The organism is Pseudofrankia inefficax, from assembly GCF_000166135.1.
Taxonomy (GTDB): domain Bacteria; phylum Actinomycetota; class Actinomycetes; order Frankiales; family Frankiaceae; genus Pseudofrankia; species Pseudofrankia inefficax.
Window position 1 is genome coordinate 732,029 of sequence record NC_014666.1, and the last position, 19,936, is coordinate 751,964.

Genomic DNA, 19,936 nt, shown 5'->3' on the forward strand with positions numbered 1-19,936 from the left:
CAGCGCACGACGGCTGGAAGGACACTGGGCCTCGCGACCGCAGTGCCGACGACCGAGATTCCACGAGGGCTTCCGCCAATTCACTGGAAATACCGCCCAAGCCGGTGAGTGTGCACTGCGGGTCGCTATGGTCGGGCAACTAACGGCCACGCCCAGCTAATCGCGACAGAACTGTATTTCGAGAGGCGGCCGGTGATGTACGGAAGCCAACCGGCCGCGAGGCACCGCGCCGTCGCGGTGCCGTCGCCTTCGACGCCTGGACGGGAGACGGGCTCGGCCGGGCCCGGCCAGGCTCCGCCCGGATCGCCCGACCCGACGCGTGGCCCCGGCAGCGGGATGGCCCCGCGGCTGGGCCTGGTGGGGCTGACCTTCGTCTCGCTCGGCTCGATCATCGGCTCCGGCTGGCTGCTCGGAGCGCTGACCGCGGCCCGCGTCGCCGGCCCGGCCTCGCTGGTCGCCTGGGCGCTCGCCGGCGTCCTGATCCTCGGCCTGGCGCTCGTCCACGCCGAGCTGGGAGCGAGCTACCCGGTCGCCGGCGGCAGCGCCCGCTACACGCACCTCGCGCTCGGCCCGCTGTCCGGCTTCGTGGCCGGCTGGCTCGCCTGGATCCAGGCGGTCGCGCTCGCCCCGATCGAGGCCGAGGCGGCCTTGTCCTACCTGAACAACGTCTGGCCCGGCCTGATCAGCCCGCAGGGCACCCTCACCGGGAAGGGCCTCGCGCTGGGCGCCGCGGCGCTCGGGGTCTGCACCGTGGTGAACGTCCTCGGCGTCCAGCGGCTCGCGGACACCAACTCGGTCGCGGTGATCTGGAAGTTCCTGGTGCCGGTGCTGACCGTCATCACGCTGATGGCCGTCGCCTTCCACCCCGGCAACTTCCACGCGGGCGGCGGGTTCGCCCCGTTCGGCGCGCACGGGGTGTTCGCCGCGCTGCCGGCCGGCGTTGTCTTCGCGCTGCAGGGCTTCGAGCAGGCCGTCCAGATGGGCGCCGAGGCGCGCGACCCGGGCCGCGACGTCCCGCGCGCGGTGATCCTCGCGACCGTGCTCGGCACCGCCGTCTACCTGCTGCTCGCGATCGCCTTCCTCGGCGCGCTCTCGCCGGCGGGTATCGCGGGCGGCTGGTCGCACCCGGTGGGCAACGGCGACTACGGGCCGTACGCGACGATCGCGACCGGGCTGGGCCTCGGCTGGCTCGCGGTGCTGCTGTACATCGACGCGGTCGTCTCGCCGGGCGGCACGGCGCTGATCTACGTCGGCACGTCGGCCCGCCTCGCCTACTCGATGGGCCAGACCGGCTACCTGCCACGCGCGCTGCGCCGCCTCGACCGGCGCGGCACGCCGGTGGTCTCGATCCTGCTCGCGTACGCGATCGGGCTGGTCATGTTCCTGCCGTTCCCCAGCTGGCAGCAGCTGGTGACCCTGATCAGCTCGGCGACCTTCCTGACCTACGCGTTCGCGCCGGTCGCGCTGATGGTGCTGCGCAAGGTCGACCCGGACCGTCCCCGGCCGTTCCGGTTGCCGCTGGCGCCGCTGCTGGCCCGGGTCGCGTTCACCACCTCGAACCTGATCGTCTACTGGGCCGGCTGGGAGAACGACCAGAAGCTGGCGGTGGCGATCTTCGCCGGGCTGGTCTGTTTCACCGGGTACCGGGCCACCCAGCCGCCCGGCCGCTGGCCGCCGCTGGAATGGCGATCCGCGCTGTGGATCGTTCCTTGGCTGGGAGGTCTGACCATCATCTCCTGGCTGGGCCAGTTCGGCAGTGGGCGCGGTGTCATCCCGTTCTGGGTCGATCTCGGCGTGATCGTCGTCTTCAGCCTCGCCGTCTTCGAGCTGGCCATCCGCGTCACGCCACCCGCCGCTCGATCCCGGGCGCTGCTCGAGACCGAGCTGGCCTGACGCCGACCGGACGCGGTTCGATCGAACGATGACCTCCGAGACGTCCGCCCTGGCCCGGCTGACGGCCGAACGTGCCGACGCCGCCGCCGCGCTGGCGGCGCTGCGAGAGCGCTTCGCGTCGCTGCTCGACGACAGCTACGTCAACACCGACGACGAGCACGACATCGAGGGGACGTCGATCCCGTTCGAACGCGAACAGGTCCGGGCCACGCTGCGCGAGGCGACGACCCGTCTCGCCGAGATCGACGCCGCGCTGGCGCGCCTCGCCGCCGGCCGTTTCGGCAGCTGTGAGACCTGTGGCGGCCCGATCGAGCCGGGACGGCTCGACGCCCGCCCGTGGGTGCGGTCCTGCATCGGCTGCGCGTCCCGTCCGGGCCGGCGGTAGGCCCCCCGAAGAGCGCGTGTTGTCAGGTCTGCTGGGCATCTCGCCACCTGCCCGTTCATCATGGGGCAGACGCGGGCAAACCGGCGGGCGCGCCGAATCGGGGGATTCACGATGACCACCAAACCCTGGGCTGAACCAGGCCCACCAGCCTCGACAGGCCAGGCCGAGCCGGTGACGACGGCCCAGCGCCGACTCGTCCGGGGCGAGGCCCGGGCGGGTGGCTATCGCCCGCTCGTCGCGGGACCGGGGGAGCCGGTCCTCGTCCGGACCGACCTGCTCGCCGAGGCTCCAGGCGCCACACCGGCGGGTGAACGTCGGACCCTGCTGGCCTTCGCGCACCTGTCGGACCTGCACGTCGTGGACCACCAGTCGCCGGCTCGGGCCGAGTTCCTCGAACGGGTCGGCGACCCGGACTCGCCGTTCTGGGAGAAGGTCCAGGAACTCGGCGCGTACCGGCCGAACGAGGCGTTCGCCGCGCACGTCGTCGAGGCGATGGTCCAGACGGTGAACGCGCACGCCCAGGCCACGCCGCTGGCGTTCTCGATCGTCACCGGCGACGCCACCGACAACTGTCAGGCCAACGAGCTGTCCTGGTACCGCGACGTGCTCGATGGCGGCGGCGACGTCCAGGTCGACTCGGGCAGCCCGGCTCGCTACCACGGCGTCGCCGACGACGACCACTACGACGTCCGCTTCTGGCACCCGGACGGCACCCCACCCGGCCGGCCCGACGACCAGGCCCGCGCCGAGTACGGCTTTCCCGAGGTGCCCGGAGTGATCGACGCGGCCCGCCGCGCCTTCGCCGCCACCGGACTCGCGACGCCCTGGTACGCCGTGCACGGCAACCACGACAACCTCGTCCAGGGCACAGCGGTCCCCGAGGAGCCGATCCCGACGCTGGCCGTGGGCGACGCGAAGATCTACGACCTGGCCCCCGGCGCCGACCTGACGACGGTCGGCCGGGCGGTCGACACCGGTGATCTCGAAGCGTTCGCGGTGCTCCTCGCCGGCCCGACCCGGACCGTTCCGGCCGACGAGCGGCGCCGGCCGGTCCGCCGTGCCGAGCACATCGCCGCGCACTTCGACACCCGCGGGCTCCCGGTCGGCCACGGCTACACCGAGGCCAACCGCGCGGACGGCACGGCCTACTACACGTTCACCGCCGCTGCCGGCCTGAACGGCCTGCCGCCCGTGGTCGGGGTCGTACTGGACACCGTCAATCCCTACGGCGGCTGGCAGGGCGCACTCGACGAGGCCCAGCTCACCTGGCTCGAAGGCGTCCTTCAGCGGGGCTCGGCCCGCTGGCTCGCCGAGGACGGGTCCATCGCGACCGGCACCGGCCCCGACAGCCTGTTCATCCTGTTCAGCCACCACCCGCTGGACTGTCTCGTCAACGATCAGGCGCCCGACGACGCCCCCCGGGTGCTGCTGTCGCGCGTGCGTGACCTGCTCCTGCGCTATCCGAACGTGATCGGTTGGGTCAACGGGCACACCCACCGCCACACCGTCACCCCGTACGCCCGCCCGGCCGGGAGCCCTGTCGCGGGCGGCTTCTGGGAGATCACGACAGCGTCGCACATCGACTGGCCGCAGCAGTCCCGGCTGATCGAGCTGGTCGACAACGGCGACGGGACCCTCGCCTTCGTCGCCACCGTGCTGGACACCGCGGCCCCCGCGGCCGCCGACTACGACGAGTTCCGCGGCTACGCCCAGACCAGCGCGGTCCTCGCCACCGGGGCCGAGCGGGAGGCCGGTCCGGTCGACCCGCTGGCGCTCGCCGCCCTGTCCCGGGAACTGGCCGCCAACTACTGGCAGCGCCGCCCCGGCAACGACGCCGACCCGGACCCGGGTGGCGGGTCCGGCGCGGGCACCGTCCTCGACCGCAACGTGGACCTGCGGCTCCCGGCACCCGTCCCGCTGCCCTGACCCGGCCGGACCAGCGCCGAAGTTTCGTGCTGGTTCAACCGGATGTCATCGGCTGGCCGTCGCGGCGGCGGACGCTGGGACGATGAACGCTGCGGGGCCGGTGACCATGCTCCACCTCGGCGATCTCGCCCTGCCCGCGATCTGGTTGCGGGACGCGTGCGGCTGCGCCGAGTGCCGGTATCCGGCGACCGGGCAGCGGCTGGTCGGGTCGGCGCGGGTGGCGCGGCTGTACCCGGACCTGGCGGTCGAGCGGCACGCGGCACGCGACGGCCGGCTGACGGTCGTCTTCGCGCCGGACGGGCACGAGTCGGTGTTCGAGCTGGCCTGGCTGGAGCAGCACGCGCCCGGCCGCGGTGCCCGGCTCGGGGACCAGTCCGCCCAGGCCCGGGTCGCGTGGACGGCGACCGACCTGCCCGTCGGCCCGCCGCGGGTGGCCTGGGACGCCTACCTGCGCTCGCCGGTCGCGATGGCCACGGCGCTCGGCGCCGTCGAGAAGCTCGGCGCCGCGGTGATCACCGAGGTGCCGGCCCGGCCCGGGATGGTTCTCACGGTCGGGCGCAGCCTCGGCCACGTCCGGGTGACCAACTACGGCGAGCTCTTCGACGTCCGCGTCGAGCCGGACCCGGAGCACCTCGCGTACACCGGCCTGGCGCTCGCGCCGCACACCGACAACCCGTATCGGGACCCGGTTCCGACCGTGCAGCTGCTGCACTGCCTGCGCGCCGCCGGCGCGGGTGGCGACACGACGCTCGTCGACGGCTTCGCCGCCGCCGACCGGCTGCGCGAGACCGACCGGGCCGCGTTCGACACCCTGACCCAGGTCTGGCTGCCGTTCAGCTACGACGGGCCGACGTCGGTCCTCACCTGCCGCGCACCGGTGATCTCCGTTGACGACGAGGGCGCCGTCACCCAGGTCCGCTGGAACGACCGGGGCCTGCAGCCCCCCGACGTCGCCCCGGACCGGATCGGTGCGGTGTACCGGGCGCTCGCCGCGTTCGGGGAGGTCCTGGACGAGGCCGACCTCGCCGTCTCGCTGCGCCTCGTCCCGGGCGACTGCCTGATCTTCGACAACACCCGCGTCCTGCACGGCCGGTCCGCCTACGGCCCGACGGCCACCGGCGAGCCAGGGTCGGGCGGTCGGCATCTGCAGGGGTGTTACGTCGACATGGATGGCCTGCGCAGCACCCTGGAGGTGCTGCGTCGCGACGGCACCCGGGCCGTGCCGACCCAGGCCGGTCCGGCCGGCCGCGGGCGGGCACCGAGGGTCGTCGCGACCCGCGCGTCCGCGCGTCCGATCGCGGCAGCCCGATGAGGGACGGTTCCGGAGTCGGCCCGGTGGGAGAGGCGTCCGCCGCCTTCGCCGCCGCGGCGCTGGCGGCGGTCCACGGCGCCTTCGGAGCGGCCGCCGCTTCGGAGTACCTGGGCGAGTCGGTGACCGTCGCGCACCACCAGTTGCGGACGGCCGCCCGCGCGGTGGCGGCGGGAGCGGCCCCCGCGCTCGTCGCCGCCGCCCTGCTGCACGACGTCGGCCACGTCATCGATCTGGACTCGGCCGACGCCCTGCACCGTGGCGAGGACATCCGGCACGAGGAGACGGGCGCGGCCTGGCTCGCACGCTGGTTCGGCCCCGAGGTGACCGAACCGGTTCGCCTGCACGTCGAGGCCAAGCGCTACCTGTGCGCCGTCGATCCCGGCTACTACGACCTCCTGTCGCCGATCTCGAAGAAGACGCTCGCGATGCAGGGGGGACCCCTGAACGGCGCCGAGCTCGCCGCGTTCCGGGCCGGCCGTTACGCGCAGGACGCGGCGAGCGTCCGCCGGTGGGACGACGCCGGCAAGGACCCCGACGCCGTCGTCCCGCCACTGGCCGCCTACGACGACCTGCTCGCCAGCCTGGTCCGCGCCCCCGCCAAGGACTAAGCGGATCCCGGCCTCGCCACCCGGGCTCGTCAGTCGACGGGGCGGGCGCAGACCGTCGGGATCCAGCCGGACTCGGGGTCGGCGGACGTGGTCCTGGCTGGCTGGGAGCCGGCGGGGCAGGCCCCTCCGGCGGGCACGAGCGCCACGATCTGGGTTGCCAGGTACTGGTCGGTGCACGCGCGCCGCTCCGGTGGGCGGCCCGCGCTGAAGGTGTTCGAGTCGACGCACTCGCCGGCGCCGGGCAGCCAGCCGCCGGCCTTCGCCACGCAGAGGATCGGGTCGCTCTTGGCGTCGATCCTGATGGCGTAGGTCGCGTCGGGTCCGCACTGGGCCTTCGCGGCGGTCCGCGCAGTGATCTTGCCGAACCACTCCTTGCCGAGGGTCACCCCGTCGACGGTCCAGTCCTGGTCGGTGCACGGCACCTCGGCCAGATTGTTCGTGTAGGTCGGGAACACCTGCAGGCAGTCGCCGGCCCGGATCAGACCACCACCGCCGCCCGCGTCGCCGGGATGGGGCGCGGCGAGGTTACGCAGGCAGCCGGTCCGCTTCAGGATGCTGAAACTGTTGGTCAGCGTGACGATCTCGTCGGTGTCCTGCGGGCACCCGACGTCGGCCACCGAGGACGTTCCGCCGCCGAACGGAGCCGCCGTCGCCGCGTCCGCCACGTCCAGGGCGGTGATCTTCGCGTAGGCGGACGTGTCGCCACAGCCGACCGGGCCGTACTCGGGCGCCGACTTCAGCTCGCCGTTGACCGGGTTGCTCGCCAGCACCCGCGGTTGCTGGGTGATCTTCACGCAGCCGCCGACGGTGAACGTCGAGCTCGCGGCGGACGAGGACGGCGAGGAACCGTGGTGGCCGGAGTGGTCGATGGCCTCGTGGATGCCGAAGCGAACCGCGCCCGCGACGAGCAACGCGCCGAGGCCGCCGAGCACCCGCAGGGCCACCACCCGGCCGCCCCGGCGCCGGCCCTGCGGCGCGGGCGGGCCGAGCGGCATCGGAGCCTGGCCGGCTGGGCCGCCCGCGGCCTGCCCACCGGGAGCGGCCGGCCACGGAGTGGGCCCGGCCAGGCCCGGAGGCCACGCGCCGCCGGTCGGCGGACCGGACGGCAGGGGACCGGGCGGGACCTGCCCCGGCTGGTTCGCGCCGGGCGGTACGGCGGAGACCGGCGGTCCGGTCGGGGGCGCCCAGTTCGAGGCTGCCGGCGGTCCGTCGTCGGGCCGGGGGCCGGGCGGTGGTGGCGTCTCGTCGTCCATGGCTGCCTCGCGGGGTCGGACCTGCGGAATGCCCCGTGGGACGACCGTCCCCATCCCGATTACTGCTGGTTCGCGCCTAATCGGCGTGTTTGCCCGGCCATGAAGGTAGACCTGGGTCCCGGCCTGGATAGACCGGGGGTCACCTGTGGATTACGTCCCGACCTGGATAGATCTCTCAGAGTGGTCGAATCGCGACAGGTGGTATGGGTCGCCGTCGTGGGCATGACGAGTGAGCGGCTGCCTGACCTGGGCGGATCGGTCCGGCGCCGGGGACGTCCCGCCGGTCAACGCCCCGGCCCCCGCGGCCCCCGTCGTGAGGGAAGGAAGGAGCCGTCGATGAGCGCGGGTACCCCGGCGCCGCCCATCCGGGGCGCGGACATCTCGACCGCGCTGCTGGCGGAGGCCGCCGGCCACCGGCTCTCGGCCGACGGGGACTCCGCTCCGATCGAGCGGATCCTGGCGGGCCGGGGCGCGACCCACGTCCGGCTTCGGCTGTGGGTGGAAGGCCCGGCCGGCTACGGCGACGAGGCCTCGGCGCTGACGCTCGCCCGGCGGGCCTGGGACGCGGGCCTGCGGATCTACCTGGACTTCCACTACTCGGACCGGTGGGCCGACCCGAGGCACCAGGAGATCCCGCCCTCCTGGCGCGGCGACGGCCTCGCGGCGCTCGCCCGCCGGGTCCACGGCTACACCCGTCAGGTCGTCGCGGACTTCGCCCGCCAGGGCACGCCCGCGGACCTGGTCCAGACGGGCAACGAGATCTCGGCCGGAATGCTCTGGCCGCTCGGCCGGCTCGGCCCCGACCGGGCCGACGGCGGCTGGCCCGGTCTGCTCGGCCTGCTGAGCGCCGCCATCGCCGGAGCCCGTGACGGCAGCCCGCCGGGCCATCGGCTGGCGGTCGTGCTGCACACCGACCGCATCGGCGACCCGACCGGCAGCAGGGCCTTCTTCGACCGGGTGCGAGCGGCGGGCCTCCCGTTCGACGTGATCGGGCTGTCCTACTACCCGTTCTGGCACGGGCCGCTGGCACTGCTGCGCTCGACGATGACCGACCTCGCCGGGCGGTACGGCACCGACGTCCTCGTCGCCGAGACCGGCTACCCGTGGACGATGGCCGGCGGCGACCCCGTCCTGGGCGTCGCCGACGCCGCCAGGCTCCCCGAGGCCGGCCTGTTCCCGCCCACGCCATGCGGGCAGCGTGCCTACTACCGGGCGCTTCGCGACGTCATCGGTCAGGTGCCGGACGGCCGTGGCCTGGGCGTCGTCGTCTGGGAACCCGGCTGGCTGGCCGGCGTCGGCTGGGAGCCCGGCGCGAGCGCCCCCTTCACCAACCTCACCCTCTTCGACCGGTCCGGCCGCCTGCTCCCCGCGGCGACCGCGGCCTTCGCTCCGGCGACCCGCTAGCCGCCTGAATCGCCGGACCGTCCCGAAGACGCGGCAAACCCCGGGCTGTCGCGCCTTCGACCGTGCTGGCCGGTTGACGGGCGTGACGACCCGGGGGTGCTGATGCGGTGGATCAGGCCGCGCGGGCGGCGAAGGCCTCCTGGACCTGGCGCTGGAGCGGCTCGACGTCCGGCTGGGCCGGGACGGCGGGGGTCATCGCCGGGCGGCCTGGGGATACGTACGTCCAGCCGGCCGCGCGCCAGCGGGCCGAGTCGAGCGTGTGCCGGGCGTCGATGATCGTGTGCGCGGCGGCGAGCGTGGCGAGCTCGGCCGGGTCGAGCTCGCCGAACTCGGCCCACTCGGTGAGCAGGACCGTCGCCTTCGCCCCGCTGACGGCCTCGGCGGCCGACGTCGCGTAGGTCAGCTCCGGCCGGGCCCGGCGGGCGTTGTCGAGCGCCATCGGGTCGTAGACCGTGACGGTCGCGCCGGCGCCGTCGAGCAGCGCGGCGACCGCGAGCGCCGGCGAGTCCCGGACGTCGTCGGAGTTCGGCTTGAACGACGCCCCGAGCACCGCGACCGGCTGCCCGGCCAGCGAGCCGCCGACGGCGGTCCGCGCGAGCTGGACGATCCGGTCCCGGCGGCGCAGGTTGATCTCGTCCACCTCGGACAGGAACGTCAGGCTGTGCCCGACGCCCAGCTCGTCGGCCCGGGCGCGGAACGCCCTGATGTCCTTCGGCAGGCAGCCGCCGCCGAAGCCGACCCCGGGCCGCAGGAACTTCCCGCCGATCCGCTCGTCGAGCGAGAGCGCCTGGGCCAGCGTCGTCACGTCGGCGTCGACGGCCTCGCAGACCTCGGCCATCGCGTTGATATAGGAGATCTTGGTGGCGAGGAAGGAGTTCGCGGCGACCTTGACCAGCTCGGCCGTGGCGAAGTCGGCCACGATCACCGGGGTCTCGTACTGGTTGGTGATGGGGGCGTAGACGGACCGCAGAATCGTCTCGGCCGGGGTGGACGCGACGCCGAAGACGAGCCGGTCGGGCCGCAGCGTGTCCTCGACGGCGAAGCCCTCGCGCAGGAACTCCGGGTTCCAGGCCAGCTCGACGCCCGGCGCCTCGACGGCCAGCCGGTCGGCCAACGCCGCCGCGGTGCCGACCGGGACCGTGGACTTGCCGACCACCAACGAGCCGCGGCGCAGGTGCGGCGCGAGCGCGGTCACGGCCGCGTGCAGGTACGAGAGGTCGGCGTTCTGCCGCCCGGGCAGCTGTGGGGTGCCCACGCACAGGAAGTGGACGTCACCGAAGCGGGCCACCTCCTCGAACGACGAGGTGAACCGCAGCCGGCCGGCCGCGAGGTTCGCCTGGAGCAGCTCGTCCAGCCCGGGCTCGAAGAACGGGACCTCGCCGGCCGCGAGCCGCTCGATCTTCGTGGTGTCGACGTCGACGGCGAGCACGTCGAAGCCCAGCTGCGCCATGCAGACGGCGTGGGTCGCCCCGAGATAGCCGGTGCCGATGACGGTCAGCCGCGGCCGTCCGGCCGTCGCGTTGGTGCCCGACCCGACCTGCTTGGTGCTCGTCCTCACCTGGATCCCCCGATTCCGTTGGTGGCGTGCTGGCTGGTGCTGGTGCTGGTGCTGGTGCTGGTGCTGATGTGAGTGCGGTCGTCGAACGGCCCAGGTTCGTAGCCGTTCGGGTTGAGGCGCTGGAACTCCCAGGCGTCGCGGCACATGGCGGCGACGTCGCGCGAGGCGGTCCAGCCGAGCAGCCCGGCCGCGAGCGCCGGGTCGGCGACCAGCTCGGCCACGTCGCCGGCCCGGCGGGCGGCCACCCGGCTCGGCAGCGCGCGCCCGCAGGCGGCCGAGAACGCGTCGAGCAGCGCGCGCACCGACGTGCCCCGGCCGGTGCCCAGGTTGATCACTCGATGGCCGGCGGCGTCGTCGAGCGCGGCGAGCGCCAGCCGGTGGCCCTCGGCCAGGTCCACGACGTGCAGGTAGTCGCGGACGCCGGTGCCGTCGGGCGTCGGGTAGTCGTCTCCGAAGATCGACAGCTCGGACCGGCGGCCGACCGCGACCTGGGCGATATACGGCAGCACGTTGTTCGGGATGCCGCGCGGGTCCTCGCCCAGCAGGCCCGACGGGTGGGCGCCGGCCGGGTTGAAGTACCGCAGCGAGGTCACGTGCCAGTCCGAATGGCGCCGGCAGACGTCGGCGAGGATCTGCTCGCACATCCACTTGGTGCGCGCGTACGGGTTGGTCGGCCGGGCCGGCGCGTCCTCGCGGATCGGCACGGTCGTGGCGTCCCCGTAGATCGAGCAGCTGGACGAGAAGACCAGCCGGTTGACGCCCCGGTCGAGCATCGCGGCGACCAGGCTGAGCGTCGCGCCGACGTTGGTGTCGTAGTAGTCGAACGGGAACTCGACCGACTCGCCGACGGCCTTCTTCGCGGCGAAGTGGATCACCGCGTCGACCGGCCGGCGGCCCAGCAACTCGGTGAGGCCGGCCCGGTCCCGCAGGTCCAGCTCGACGAACTCGAAGGCCCCGGTTCCCTCGGCCAGCTTGTGGATCCGCTCGACGGCGCCGGGCGAGCTGTTCGCGAAGTTGTCGACGCCCAGGACGTCGTAGCCCGCGGCCACCAGGTCGACCGTCGTGTGCGAGCCGATGAAGCCGGCGGCTCCTGTCACTAGGACCGTGCTCATCGGGAAACCCCTTCCAGCAGGTCGAGTGGGTTCGTCTGGGTGGCGTCGAAGGCCAGCCAGGTGCTCGTCGCCGCGGCGGCGCACAGCGCGGCCAGAACGGCGACGACCAGCAGCGGGACCGCGATCGTCCCCGTCAGCGCGCCCGCGCCGGCCCCGGTGGCCCGACGGGTCTCCACCGCGTGCATGGCGGCCACCGCGCCGATCACCGCCAGGTAGGCGAGGCCACCAAGCAGGCTGAGGACGACGTAGCCGAGCGCGTGATGCACCCGCGAGCCGTACAGCGCGGCGCCGAAGGCGACCAGGCAGACCGCGATGTACGGAGCGAGCAGCCTGGTCGGCAGCTTCTCGACGCCACGGTCACCCTTGGGCGTCACCTTGAAGGTCACCGCCTTGGGCCGCACCTTCTGCAGCAGCCCGGCGACGCAGCCCCAGCCGACGTACGGCCAGCGCACCATCGCGAACAGCCAGCTCTCCCAGCCGGTGAGCTTCGCCCGCGCCGGCCGGAACAGCCGCCGGCGGCGCAGGTAGCCGTTCAGCCCGAGCATCACCGCCGACGCGAGCAGCCACAGCGCCAGGAAGTGCAGGTAGCTGACGTTCACCCACCGCAGCCCGGTCAGGCAGGCGACCGGCGCCAGGAAGAGGCCCGCGGCCGTCGTCACCGCCAGGAGCGGGTAGTAGCTCAGCGAGAACAGGAACCTGGCCTGCAGGAGCCTCGGCAGCTGGCGGGCGTGCCGCCAGAAGGTGTCCATGAACAGCACCATCAGGCTGCGCGACCACTGGAACTCCTGGGTGAGCGCGGCGGCGAACGTCGCCGGGCCGTCCCCGTGCGCCTCGGCGTCCAGGGCGAAGGCGCCCTCCCAGCCGGCCGCGTTCAGCAGGTAGCTGGTCGAGAAGTCCTCGGCCAGCTCCGGGCCGATGCCGCCGATCTCGCGCAGCGCCGCGGTCCGCACCGCGTAGTGCGAGCCGAAGCAGACCGGCGCGAGCCAGCCGTTCGACCCGACCTGGACCGGGCCGTGCAGGTTGGCCTCCCGGTAGAGCCGGCCACGGGCCGCCCACGAGTCGGCGGCGTTCGCGTCGCACACGCTCGGTGCGGCGACGTAGCCGATCTTCGGGTCGGCGAACGGACGGACCATGTGGGCCAGGTAGTCCGGCGCCGGGACGTGGTCGGCGTCGAGCTGGGCGACCACGTCGTAGCGGTCGTAGCCCCAGTGGTCGTAGAAGAAGGCGAGGTTGCCTTCCTTGCATTTCGTCCGGCGGGGCCAGGTGTCGCGGTGGTAGTCGGCGGCCCCGCGCCGGGTGGAGACCCGGACGCCGTGCTGGCCGCACCAGTCGTAGGTCGTGGCGTCCGGGTCCTCGTCGCAGAGCCACACGTCGTACGGGTGTGGATAGTCCTGGGCGAGCATGCCGGCGAGCGTCGTGCGCACGACCTCCCAGGGCTCCGACGGCGCCTTCGTCACCACGAACGCGACCCGCTGCCCCCGCAGCGCCAGCCTCGGGTTGACCCGGCGCAGCCGCAGCGACGTCAGCACGAAGTAGACGGGCAGGTAGCACAGGTAGCCGAGCAGCGCCGTGTTCAGGACGAAGCCCGGCACCGTGACCAGGTGCGCCGGGTCGAACCACCAGCCCCAGAACAGCCCCAGCGCGGCGAGCCAGGCGAGGACGAACAGGCCCCGCACGGCCCGGTCGGTGCGGCCGAACATCGGCACGAACGTCGCGTCGTTCCGCTGTTCGCGCCCGCCCCCGAGCTGACCCAGCGGACCGGCCCGGTGCCGCATCAGGCGGCTCGCGAGTGGGCCGCGCCGACGAGCTCGCGCTCGAGCCACTCGATGGTGCGCGCGAGGCCGTCGCCGACGGCGACCTTCGGCTCCCAGCCGAGTTTCCCGCGGGCGATCGTGATGTCCGGCTGGCGGACCGTCGGGTCGTCGACCGGGCGCGGGATGAACGTGATCGGCGCCCGCGAGCCGCACAGGTCACGGACCAGCACCGCGGTGTCGAGGATCGACAGCTCGTGCGGGTTGCCGATGTTCACCGGGCCGGGCAGGTCCGACCACAGCAGCCGCAGGATGCCCTCGACCAGGTCGTCCACGTAGCAGCAGGACCGGGTCTGCGAGCCGTCGCCGGCCACGGTGATCCCCTCGCCGCGCAGCGCCTGGGAGATGAACGTCGGGATGGCGCGGCCGTCGTCGGCGCGCATCCGGGGGCCGTAGGTGTTGAAGATCCGGACGATGCCGGTGTCCACACCCCTGGCCTTGCGGTAGGCCATGGTCAGCGCCTCGGCGAACCGCTTCGCCTCGTCGTACATGCTGCGCGGGCCGACCGGATTGACGTTGCCCCAGTAGGACTCGGGCTGCGGGTGGACCTTCGGGTCGCCGTACGCCTCGGACGTGGAGGCGAGCAGGAACCGAGCGCCCTTCGCCTGCGCCAGGCCGAGCGCGTTGCGGGTGCCGGCGGAACCGACCATCAACGTCTCGATCGGCAGCCGGTAGTAGTCCACGGGGGACGCGGGAGACGCGAAGTGCAGCACGGCGTCCAGTGGTCCGGGCACGTGCAGGAACTCGGTGACATCCCGGTCGATGAGCCGGAACCGTCGGTTGGTGAGCAGATGCTCGACGTTCTCCGGCCGGCCGGTGACGAAGTTGTCGACGCAGATCACCTCTGCGCCGTCGGCCAGCAGCCGTTCGCACAGGTGACTGCCCAGGAACCCTGCTCCACCGGTGATTGCGACGCGCGACATCACGTCCCCCTTCGTGAATGACCTCGTCGAACCGTCGGTCAGACGGCCGTGTACGGCGGTCGGCATCCGAAAGCGCGCGCGGCGGCGCGGACGGGCGGATGTCAGGGTGAGGTCTTGGTCGAGACCGCCAGGGCGCGGGACTCCTGTCCCGGGCCGGACCGGTCGCCCTCCTGACGCGGAGAAGCGCTGGTCGCGAGGCAGCCATCGGATGCGGGTCCGCTGCTCCCGACGCCTTGACGTCCGGGACGGTGTCGCGACCCTGCTGGCGACGATGCCGGTCGTGCCGATGCACCTCGTCGCTTACTGATGGTACGCATCGGAGTAGCGATCTGTGCCGGTAGTCGGGCCGGACGGCCGTGGTGCTCGTCTCAGGTGAAGGGGATCTCGCTTTCTGTCACCGACCCGTCGGGGACGTCGCATGGCCTCCGCCTTACGTGATGCTTCGAGCGCGGGGCGGCGGCCCGACGGCGCGCGTTGATCGCGTCGTGCGATCTTCCGCTGGCGGGCTCGGATTGTCGGAGGGCGATGCGATGCTGGGATTCGTGTCCGGGTTCGTCATCCCCAGGTCCCGGGTGACCGCCCTCGCGGCCGCCCTGCGCACCGGTGCTGTCACGACGGCGGTCGTCATGGCCGCGGTGCTCGCGAGTTTCGGCAGCGCGCTGGGCGTCGAGCACGCCGCGGGGCTGTCCGTCGGCGTCGTCATCCAGGCCGTCGTCCTCACCATCACCGTCTCCCGCACGGAGCGCCGCCGGGCCGCACGGGCAACGCCCGCCGGGCGCCGGCTGCTGCCCGTGCTCGGGCGGCTTCTGCTGCTGCCCGCCGTGGCGGTGGCGGCGAGCGAGGTCGGGACGCTGATGCTGCGGCACCCGAACCTCGGCGACACGCTGTTCGTCCTGGGGCTCAGCGGCGCGATCTGGATCCGGCGGTTCGGCCCGACCGCCGTGCGCGCCGGCACCCTGGCGACGCTGCCGTTCATCGCGCTGCTGATCGTCCCCGCCGCCGCGGGTCCCGGCGAGGTGTCCCGCTGGTGGTCGGTGCTGATGGCCGTGATCGCGTCCTTCTGGGCGATCACGCTGCACGAGCTGGCCGACTGGGCCGGCCTTTTGCCGTCGGGCACTGGAACCGGCGGCGCCGCGCCCCCGGTTCCGCCGACGCAGGCACCGGCAGCGACCCCTCAGGCCGGATCGACGGACCTCCGGCGCCTGGTCCCCAAGAACCTGGTGCCCAAGAAGCTGCAGCCCAGCACGAAGATGGCCGCGCAGATGGCGGTCGGGCTGGGCGCCGCGTTCGCCGTCGGGCGGTGGGCGTTCCCGGACCACTGGCCCTGGCTGGTGGTCACCGCGTACATCGTGGCCGCGGGCAACCGTGGGCGCGGTGACGTCGCGGTGAAGAGCCTCTCCCGGCTCGCCGGCGGCGCGGTCGGAACGGTGGCGGCGACGGTCGCGGTCAGCGCGGCCTCCGCCCACAGCCCCTGGACGGTTGTCGCGATCTTCGTGGTGCTCGCCGTGGCGCTCGCGCTGCGCAACCTGCACTACGCGTTCTGGGCGGCGGGCGTGACCTCGATGCTCGCGCTGCTGTACGGCTACTTCGGCCTGACCAGCACGCACGTGCTGGACGAGCGGCTGGAGGCGATCGCCGTCGGCTCCGCGCTGGCGGTCGCGGCGAGCTGGCTGGTGCTGCCCATCCGGACCAGGGACGTCACTCGGTCCCGGGTCGCCAAGGCGGCCGCCGCCCTGACGGACACGCTGCTCGCGGTCGCCCGCGACGAGGCGGCGACGCTGGCCGACCGGAGGGACGCGTTCCGCGCCGCGGTCGACGAGCTGGGCCTGATCGCCGAGACGCTCGCCGTGCGCCGCCTGGTCTGGAAGGCGCTGCGCCGGCCGGGTCCGTACCTGGCCGACGCCGTCACCGCGGTAAGACGATGCCAGGAGCCCCTCGACGCCCTGGTCGGGGCACTCGACGAGGCGCCCGGAGCGCTGGCGAACGGCGCGAACCGGCGCCGGGCCGGCGGACTGGCCCGCCAGCTCGGTGGCGTGCGCCGCGCGATCGCCGGCCGCCCGGAGCCCGCGGCCGAGGTTCCCCGCCAGAGTGCTCCCGGCGGCCGGCCCGCCGGAGCGGCGGCGCCGGATCTGGTCGCCGCCGCGCTCGACGAGCTCGCGGACGCGGTCGCCATCCTCCAGGTGGTCTTTCCGCCCCGGGCGGCGCCGCCCGGTCAACCGACTCCGGCCGAGCGGCCTGACGCTGGCACGGCCGTGCCGCCCGTCCCGCGCTCGGCGCCGGCTCCGGACGTCCCGGCCGGCGGTCCGCTCCCGGACGCGCGGCCGGCGGAACTGTCCTAGGCCCGCCGTAGTCTGCGGCCATGACGGTCGAGCGGCTGACGGCGGGACAGGCGCGGCGGCTGGCGCTGGCGACGCAGGGATTCGCGCGGGCCAGGCCGGCGGCGGCGAAGCCGGCCGACCGCAGGCAGCTGCGGTGGCTGTTCGACCGGGTGGGCGTCCTGCAGATCGACTCGGTCAACGTCCTGAGCCGGTCGCACTACCTGCCGGGCTGGTCGCGGCTCGGCGGCTACGCGCGGCCGGCGCTCGACGACTACGTCCACCGCCATCGGCACGCCTACGAGTACTGGGCGCACGAGGCGTCGTTCGTGCCGATCGGCTGGGAGCCGCTGCTGCGCTGGCGGGCCGCGGGCGCGCTCGCCGGCGACGGAATGTGGAAGGGGCTCGCCCACTTCGGCCGGGAGCGGTCGGACTACGTGGCCAAGGTGCTCGCCGAGGTCGAGGCCGGCGGCCCGGTGACCGCCTCCCAGCTGTCCGAGCCCGGGACCGGCCGGGGATCCTGGTGGGGCTGGGCCGACGGGAAACGGGCGCTGGAGTTCCTCCTGTGGACCGGCCAGGTCTGCGCCGCCGGGCGGCGGACGACGTTCGAACGCACCTACGACCTGCCCGACCGGGTGCTGCCGGCCGTCGTGCGGGCCACGCCCAACCCGGATCCGGCGGACGCGCACCGGGCGCTGCTGCTGCACGCCGCCGACCGGCTCGGCGTCGCCCTCGCCGCCGACCTGCGCGACTACTTCCGGCTGCCGGCCGCGGTCGTGCGGCCTCGGCTGGCCGAGCTGGTCGAGGCCGGTGACCTGGTCGCGGTGGCGGTCGACGGCTGGCCGGCTCCCGCGTACCTGCGGCCGGGGCTGACCATCCCGCGCCGCGTGGACGCGGCCGCGCTGCTCTCGCCGTTCGACTCCCTGATCTGGGAACGGGCCAGGACCCGCCGGCTGTTCGGCATGGAGGTCAAGCTCGAGGTCTACACGCCCGCGCAGGACCGGCGCTACGGCTATTACGTGCTGCCGTTCCTGCTCGGCGACCGCCTGGTGGCCCGGGTCGACCTCAAGGCCGACCGGGCCGCCGGCGTGCTGCGGGTCCAGGCCGCCTGGCTGGAACCGCCGGAGCACCAGCCGGACGCCCTGACCAGGGCAGCCGCCAAGGCCCTTCCCGGCCCCGGCGTCGTCGCCGCGGCGTTGGCCACCGAGCTGACCGGCATGTCCCGATGGCTAGGCCTCGGCCCGGTCGAGGTGGCGCCCCGCGGAACCCTCGCCGCCGACCTGACCCGCGCCCTCGCGGCCCGGGAGATCCTGGACCCGGCACCCGTACCAGGCGTCCCTCTGCCGACGGCCGGACCGCAACTGGGCCCGGAACTCTCCGCACCCGCGCACTGACGTCGCGGCCCGGGTCTGTCCGGACCGCGGCGCGTGTTGCGCGAAACGCGGAGATCTGCTTTTGCCCGAGCGGCTACGTGGCTGCCCGCCGGCCTGCCTCGTCGGCGAGGGAGACCGCGAGCAGCCGGGTCAGTGCCGGCGTGTCCTGGGCGTCGAGCATGGCGAGGTAGGCGGGTCGCTGGGCGACCTGAATGATTGCCGGGAACCCGAACCGGCGAATGGTCTGGTAAGCGATGATCGCGCGGCCGGTGCGGCCATTGCCGTCGGAGAACGGATGGATGCGTTCGAACGCGATGTGGGCCCCGGCGATCGCTTCCAGCAGGGCCTCATTGTCAAGATTGGCGGTCTGCCACTCGGACTGGTCGGCCCACTGGAGCATGAGCTCCGGGACGCGGTCAGGTGGCGCTGGCCGCCAGGAGGCGCCGGCGACGATGTTGCTCGCCGTCTTGTACTGACCGTGGTCGTGGGTCAGGTGATCCATCAGCGCGGAGTGCAGGTCCCTGACTAGACCGGTCGTCAGAGGCTCGTTGGACGAGATGGCCCGCAGCACGCGGGCGAGGGCTTGGTAGTGGTTGGCGACCTCGTAAAGCTCCCGCATCGGCGTGCCGGCCACGGGCGCACGCTCGTCGACCAGCAGCGTGATGGCGTCCGACAAGGTGAGGGTGTTGCCCTCGATTGCCGTCGAATGGTGCGCCAGGCGCACCAACACGTCGTCGGCGTAGGCCGGTGCCAGCACCCCGGTCCCGGCGACGTCGGCCAGGAACTCCTGCCTGGTCCACGTCATGACCGGGTCCGGGCCGCGTTGATCACGGCGAGCAGTTCGGGCAGCGAGGAGTTCTCGTGCTGGCTCACCGCCCGGACCTCGAGTACCCCGGCGCGGAAGGTCGCCTCGACAGTGTCTCCGGGACTGACGCCCAGCGCGCGCAGCTCGGCCGGGCTGATCGTGATGCCTGCCGAGTTCCCGATCGTGACGACCTTCTTGCGCATACGAACACGATACTTCAGGTACGAACTCGACATGCGCCACGGCGAGATCCCCGGCGACGTGATTCGCCGTGCACCTCGATTTCTCGACCGTGAGGTGTGGCTCGCCAAGGTCCACTCGCTCCGCACCTTGATCATGATCGCGGGTTCAGCCCTCGAATGGTTGTGACCGGGGCCGATTCACGACCATCCGAGGGCGAAAACGGCGATCATCGCGCAGGTGTCACGTGGGAACGCTGCGGCTCACCGCCTGCTCAGGGGTGCGTTCCAGTCGGCGGACGGCAGGGGGTCGGCCGTGACGACTCGGCCGCCCAGCCACTCGAAGCGGACCGTCGTGGCGCCGCCGGTCGGGCAGCACATCGGGTCGTCGGGGCGGTAGAGCTGGTACTGCAGCGCGACGGTGTCGTTGGTCGACCACACCCAGGATGTGGACGCGCTCGCGACGCCCGCGTCGACGCCCACGTAGCGGCCGTCATGGAAGAGGAAGGCCTGCTGCGGGTGCCCGTCGGCTGAGCCGGTGAGTATGCCGATGATCACACTCAGGCTTCGGCCGGGGTCGTAGCCGGACGTGTCGGCCGGGGTGTAGCCGGCTGCCTTGACCGCTCCGATGGCGAGGTTCAGGCCGGCGGCAGGCGACCGGCCGGAGGCCGGCGGGCTGGCGGCACCGCTGGCGACGCCAGGACTGGCGAACCAGGCGAGGCCACACAGCGCGAGGCCGCAGGCCACCTGCCGACCGCGGGATCGACGTCCAGCGGGCTCGTCCCCAGTGCGCCGGCCTCGTCGAGCCAGGTCTCGAATCATGGGTTTGGCCATGGTCCGCCTCCTGCCGGAGTGGGGTGCCCGGTCCTGGCTGGCGGAGTCGCCGGCTGGCCGGGTCGCGCCGACCGCTGGGCCTGGCGAGCCCGAGAAGCAGGGGCAAGGTCGCGGCGGTCGCGAGGCAGGTACCCCAGAGCGCGCGGCGTCATCCAGTAAACGGGCGCCTGGTCCCGTGTGCGGCTCTTCGCTCCGGCCCGGTTTCACCGGTTTGTCGGGCGGTGTCGGGCTGGCGACGGGAGGGG

Annotated in this window: 17 protein-coding genes; 9 read left to right on the forward strand and 8 right to left on the reverse strand. The window is 73.5% G+C overall.

Annotated elements, in window-relative coordinates; genetic code table 11:
- The first annotated feature begins 336 nt into the window (after positions 1-336).
- The 5 genes from FRAEUI1C_RS02905 to FRAEUI1C_RS02925 all read left to right on the forward strand — a co-directional run bounded on the left by FRAEUI1C_RS02905 (position 337) and on the right by FRAEUI1C_RS02925 (position 6,124).
- Positions 337-1,893 (forward strand): APC family permease, encoded by a 1,557-nt coding sequence (locus tag FRAEUI1C_RS02905; protein WP_071587924.1) that lies wholly within the window; start codon positions 337-339, stop codon positions 1,891-1,893.
- A 28-nt stretch (positions 1,894-1,921) separates the two neighbouring features.
- On the forward strand, positions 1,922-2,278 hold the full coding sequence (locus FRAEUI1C_RS02910) for a TraR/DksA family transcriptional regulator (RefSeq protein ID WP_013421784.1): 357 nt from the start codon (positions 1,922-1,924) through the stop codon (positions 2,276-2,278).
- 111 nt (positions 2,279-2,389) lie between these two features.
- Entirely contained in the window at positions 2,390-4,204 is a 1,815-nt protein-coding gene (locus tag FRAEUI1C_RS02915; protein ID WP_013421785.1) for a TIGR03767 family metallophosphoesterase, read from the forward strand.
- A gap of 82 nt (positions 4,205-4,286) precedes the next feature.
- Entirely contained in the window at positions 4,287-5,516 is a 1,230-nt protein-coding gene (locus FRAEUI1C_RS02920; RefSeq protein WP_013421786.1) for a TauD/TfdA family dioxygenase, read from the forward strand.
- Positions 5,517-5,539: 23 nt separating this feature from the next.
- Positions 5,540-6,124, forward strand: coding sequence for an HD domain-containing protein (locus FRAEUI1C_RS02925; protein WP_013421787.1), 585 nt, complete (start codon positions 5,540-5,542; stop codon positions 6,122-6,124).
- 29 nt (positions 6,125-6,153) lie between these two features.
- On the opposite strand, the gene FRAEUI1C_RS02930 is transcribed toward FRAEUI1C_RS02925, so the two are convergent.
- The gene (locus FRAEUI1C_RS02930) at positions 6,154-7,377 is read right to left on the reverse strand and encodes a hypothetical protein (protein ID WP_013421788.1); all 1,224 of its coding nucleotides are present in this window, start codon (positions 7,375-7,377) and stop codon (positions 6,154-6,156) included.
- A gap of 336 nt (positions 7,378-7,713) precedes the next feature.
- Between FRAEUI1C_RS02930 and FRAEUI1C_RS02935 the strand changes: the two genes are divergently transcribed.
- Entirely contained in the window at positions 7,714-8,781 is a 1,068-nt protein-coding gene (locus FRAEUI1C_RS02935) for a glycoside hydrolase family 53 protein (RefSeq protein ID WP_013421789.1), read from the forward strand.
- A gap of 112 nt (positions 8,782-8,893) precedes the next feature.
- Here the strand turns inward: FRAEUI1C_RS02935 and FRAEUI1C_RS02940 are convergent, their stop codons facing one another.
- From FRAEUI1C_RS02940 to FRAEUI1C_RS02955, 4 genes are all read right to left on the reverse strand, one after another.
- Positions 8,894-10,339 carry a UDP-glucose dehydrogenase family protein gene (locus FRAEUI1C_RS02940; RefSeq protein WP_013421790.1) on the reverse strand — a complete coding sequence of 482 codons (1,446 nt, stop codon included), beginning with the start codon at positions 10,337-10,339 and terminating at the stop codon, positions 8,894-8,896.
- Entirely contained in the window at positions 10,336-11,451 is a 1,116-nt protein-coding gene (galE, locus tag FRAEUI1C_RS02945) for a UDP-glucose 4-epimerase GalE (RefSeq protein ID WP_013421791.1), read from the reverse strand. The genes FRAEUI1C_RS02940 and galE overlap by 4 nt, the downstream gene beginning before the upstream one ends.
- Positions 11,448-13,151, reverse strand: coding sequence for a glycosyltransferase family 2 protein (locus tag FRAEUI1C_RS02950; RefSeq protein WP_198318699.1), 1,704 nt, complete (start codon positions 13,149-13,151; stop codon positions 11,448-11,450). The genes galE and FRAEUI1C_RS02950 overlap by 4 nt, the downstream gene beginning before the upstream one ends.
- Positions 13,152-13,225: 74 nt before the next feature.
- Positions 13,226-14,185, reverse strand: a complete 960-nt coding sequence (locus FRAEUI1C_RS02955; RefSeq protein ID WP_013421793.1) for a UDP-glucuronic acid decarboxylase family protein — start codon at positions 14,183-14,185, stop codon at positions 13,226-13,228.
- Positions 14,186-14,727: 542 nt separating this feature from the next.
- On the opposite strand from FRAEUI1C_RS02955, the gene FRAEUI1C_RS02960 reads away from it, so the two are divergent.
- Both FRAEUI1C_RS02960 and FRAEUI1C_RS02965 read left to right on the forward strand, forming a co-directional pair.
- Positions 14,728-16,524 carry an FUSC family protein gene (locus tag FRAEUI1C_RS02960; RefSeq protein WP_198318700.1) on the forward strand — a complete coding sequence of 599 codons (1,797 nt, stop codon included), beginning with the start codon at positions 14,728-14,730 and terminating at the stop codon, positions 16,522-16,524.
- 20 nt (positions 16,525-16,544) lie between these two features.
- Entirely contained in the window at positions 16,545-17,894 is a 1,350-nt protein-coding gene (locus tag FRAEUI1C_RS02965) for a winged helix-turn-helix domain-containing protein (protein ID WP_013421796.1), read from the forward strand.
- 73 nt (positions 17,895-17,967) lie between these two features.
- Here FRAEUI1C_RS02965 and FRAEUI1C_RS02970 read toward each other — a convergent pair whose 3' ends face one another.
- Together FRAEUI1C_RS02970 and FRAEUI1C_RS02975 are read right to left on the reverse strand one after the other, a co-directional pair.
- Positions 17,968-18,678, reverse strand: a complete 711-nt coding sequence (locus FRAEUI1C_RS02970) for a Fic family protein (RefSeq protein ID WP_013421797.1) — start codon at positions 18,676-18,678, stop codon at positions 17,968-17,970.
- Positions 18,675-18,881 carry an AbrB/MazE/SpoVT family DNA-binding domain-containing protein gene (locus FRAEUI1C_RS02975; protein WP_157734792.1) on the reverse strand — a complete coding sequence of 69 codons (207 nt, stop codon included), beginning with the start codon at positions 18,879-18,881 and terminating at the stop codon, positions 18,675-18,677. The genes FRAEUI1C_RS02970 and FRAEUI1C_RS02975 overlap by 4 nt, the downstream gene beginning before the upstream one ends.
- A gap of 31 nt (positions 18,882-18,912) precedes the next feature.
- On the opposite strand from FRAEUI1C_RS02975, the gene FRAEUI1C_RS41550 reads away from it, so the two are divergent.
- Positions 18,913-19,047 (forward strand): hypothetical protein, encoded by a 135-nt coding sequence (locus FRAEUI1C_RS41550; RefSeq protein WP_269724389.1) that lies wholly within the window; start codon positions 18,913-18,915, stop codon positions 19,045-19,047.
- Between the two features lie 74 nt (positions 19,048-19,121).
- On the opposite strand, the gene FRAEUI1C_RS02980 is transcribed toward FRAEUI1C_RS41550, so the two are convergent.
- Positions 19,122-19,604: an LppP/LprE family lipoprotein gene (locus FRAEUI1C_RS02980; RefSeq protein WP_041258761.1), complete on the reverse strand. Its 483-nt coding sequence runs from the start codon at positions 19,602-19,604 to the stop codon at positions 19,122-19,124.
- Positions 19,605-19,936 lie beyond the last annotated feature (332 nt).

What these genes read in the sequence shown, in the direction of transcription:
- FRAEUI1C_RS02905 (WP_071587924.1), top strand. Translation starts at nt 337, where the DNA reads ATGGCCCCGCGGCTGGGCCTGGTGGGGCTGACCTTCGTCTCGCTCGGC.
- FRAEUI1C_RS02910 (WP_013421784.1), top strand. Translation starts at nt 1,922, where the DNA reads ATGACCTCCGAGACGTCCGCCCTGGCCCGGCTGACGGCCGAACGTGCC.
- FRAEUI1C_RS02915 (WP_013421785.1), top strand. Translation starts at nt 2,390, where the DNA reads ATGACCACCAAACCCTGGGCTGAACCAGGCCCACCAGCCTCGACAGGC.
- FRAEUI1C_RS02920 (WP_013421786.1), top strand. Translation starts at nt 4,287, where the DNA reads ATGAACGCTGCGGGGCCGGTGACCATGCTCCACCTCGGCGATCTCGCC.
- FRAEUI1C_RS02930 (WP_013421788.1), bottom strand. Translation starts at nt 7,377, where the DNA reads ATGGACGACGAGACGCCACCACCGCCCGGCCCCCGGCCCGACGACGGA.
- FRAEUI1C_RS02935 (WP_013421789.1), top strand. Translation starts at nt 7,714, where the DNA reads ATGAGCGCGGGTACCCCGGCGCCGCCCATCCGGGGCGCGGACATCTCG.
- galE (WP_013421791.1), bottom strand. Translation starts at nt 11,451, where the DNA reads ATGAGCACGGTCCTAGTGACAGGAGCCGCCGGCTTCATCGGCTCGCAC.
- FRAEUI1C_RS02950 (WP_198318699.1), bottom strand. Translation starts at nt 13,151, where the DNA reads ATGTTCGGCCGCACCGACCGGGCCGTGCGGGGCCTGTTCGTCCTCGCC.
- FRAEUI1C_RS02955 (WP_013421793.1), bottom strand. Translation starts at nt 14,185, where the DNA reads ATGTCGCGCGTCGCAATCACCGGTGGAGCAGGGTTCCTGGGCAGTCAC.
- FRAEUI1C_RS02965 (WP_013421796.1), top strand. Translation starts at nt 16,545, where the DNA reads ATGACGGTCGAGCGGCTGACGGCGGGACAGGCGCGGCGGCTGGCGCTG.
- FRAEUI1C_RS02970 (WP_013421797.1), bottom strand. Translation starts at nt 18,678, where the DNA reads ATGACGTGGACCAGGCAGGAGTTCCTGGCCGACGTCGCCGGGACCGGG.
- FRAEUI1C_RS02975 (WP_157734792.1), bottom strand. Translation starts at nt 18,881, where the DNA reads ATGCGCAAGAAGGTCGTCACGATCGGGAACTCGGCAGGCATCACGATC.
- FRAEUI1C_RS41550 (WP_269724389.1), top strand. Translation starts at nt 18,913, where the DNA reads ATGCGCCACGGCGAGATCCCCGGCGACGTGATTCGCCGTGCACCTCGA.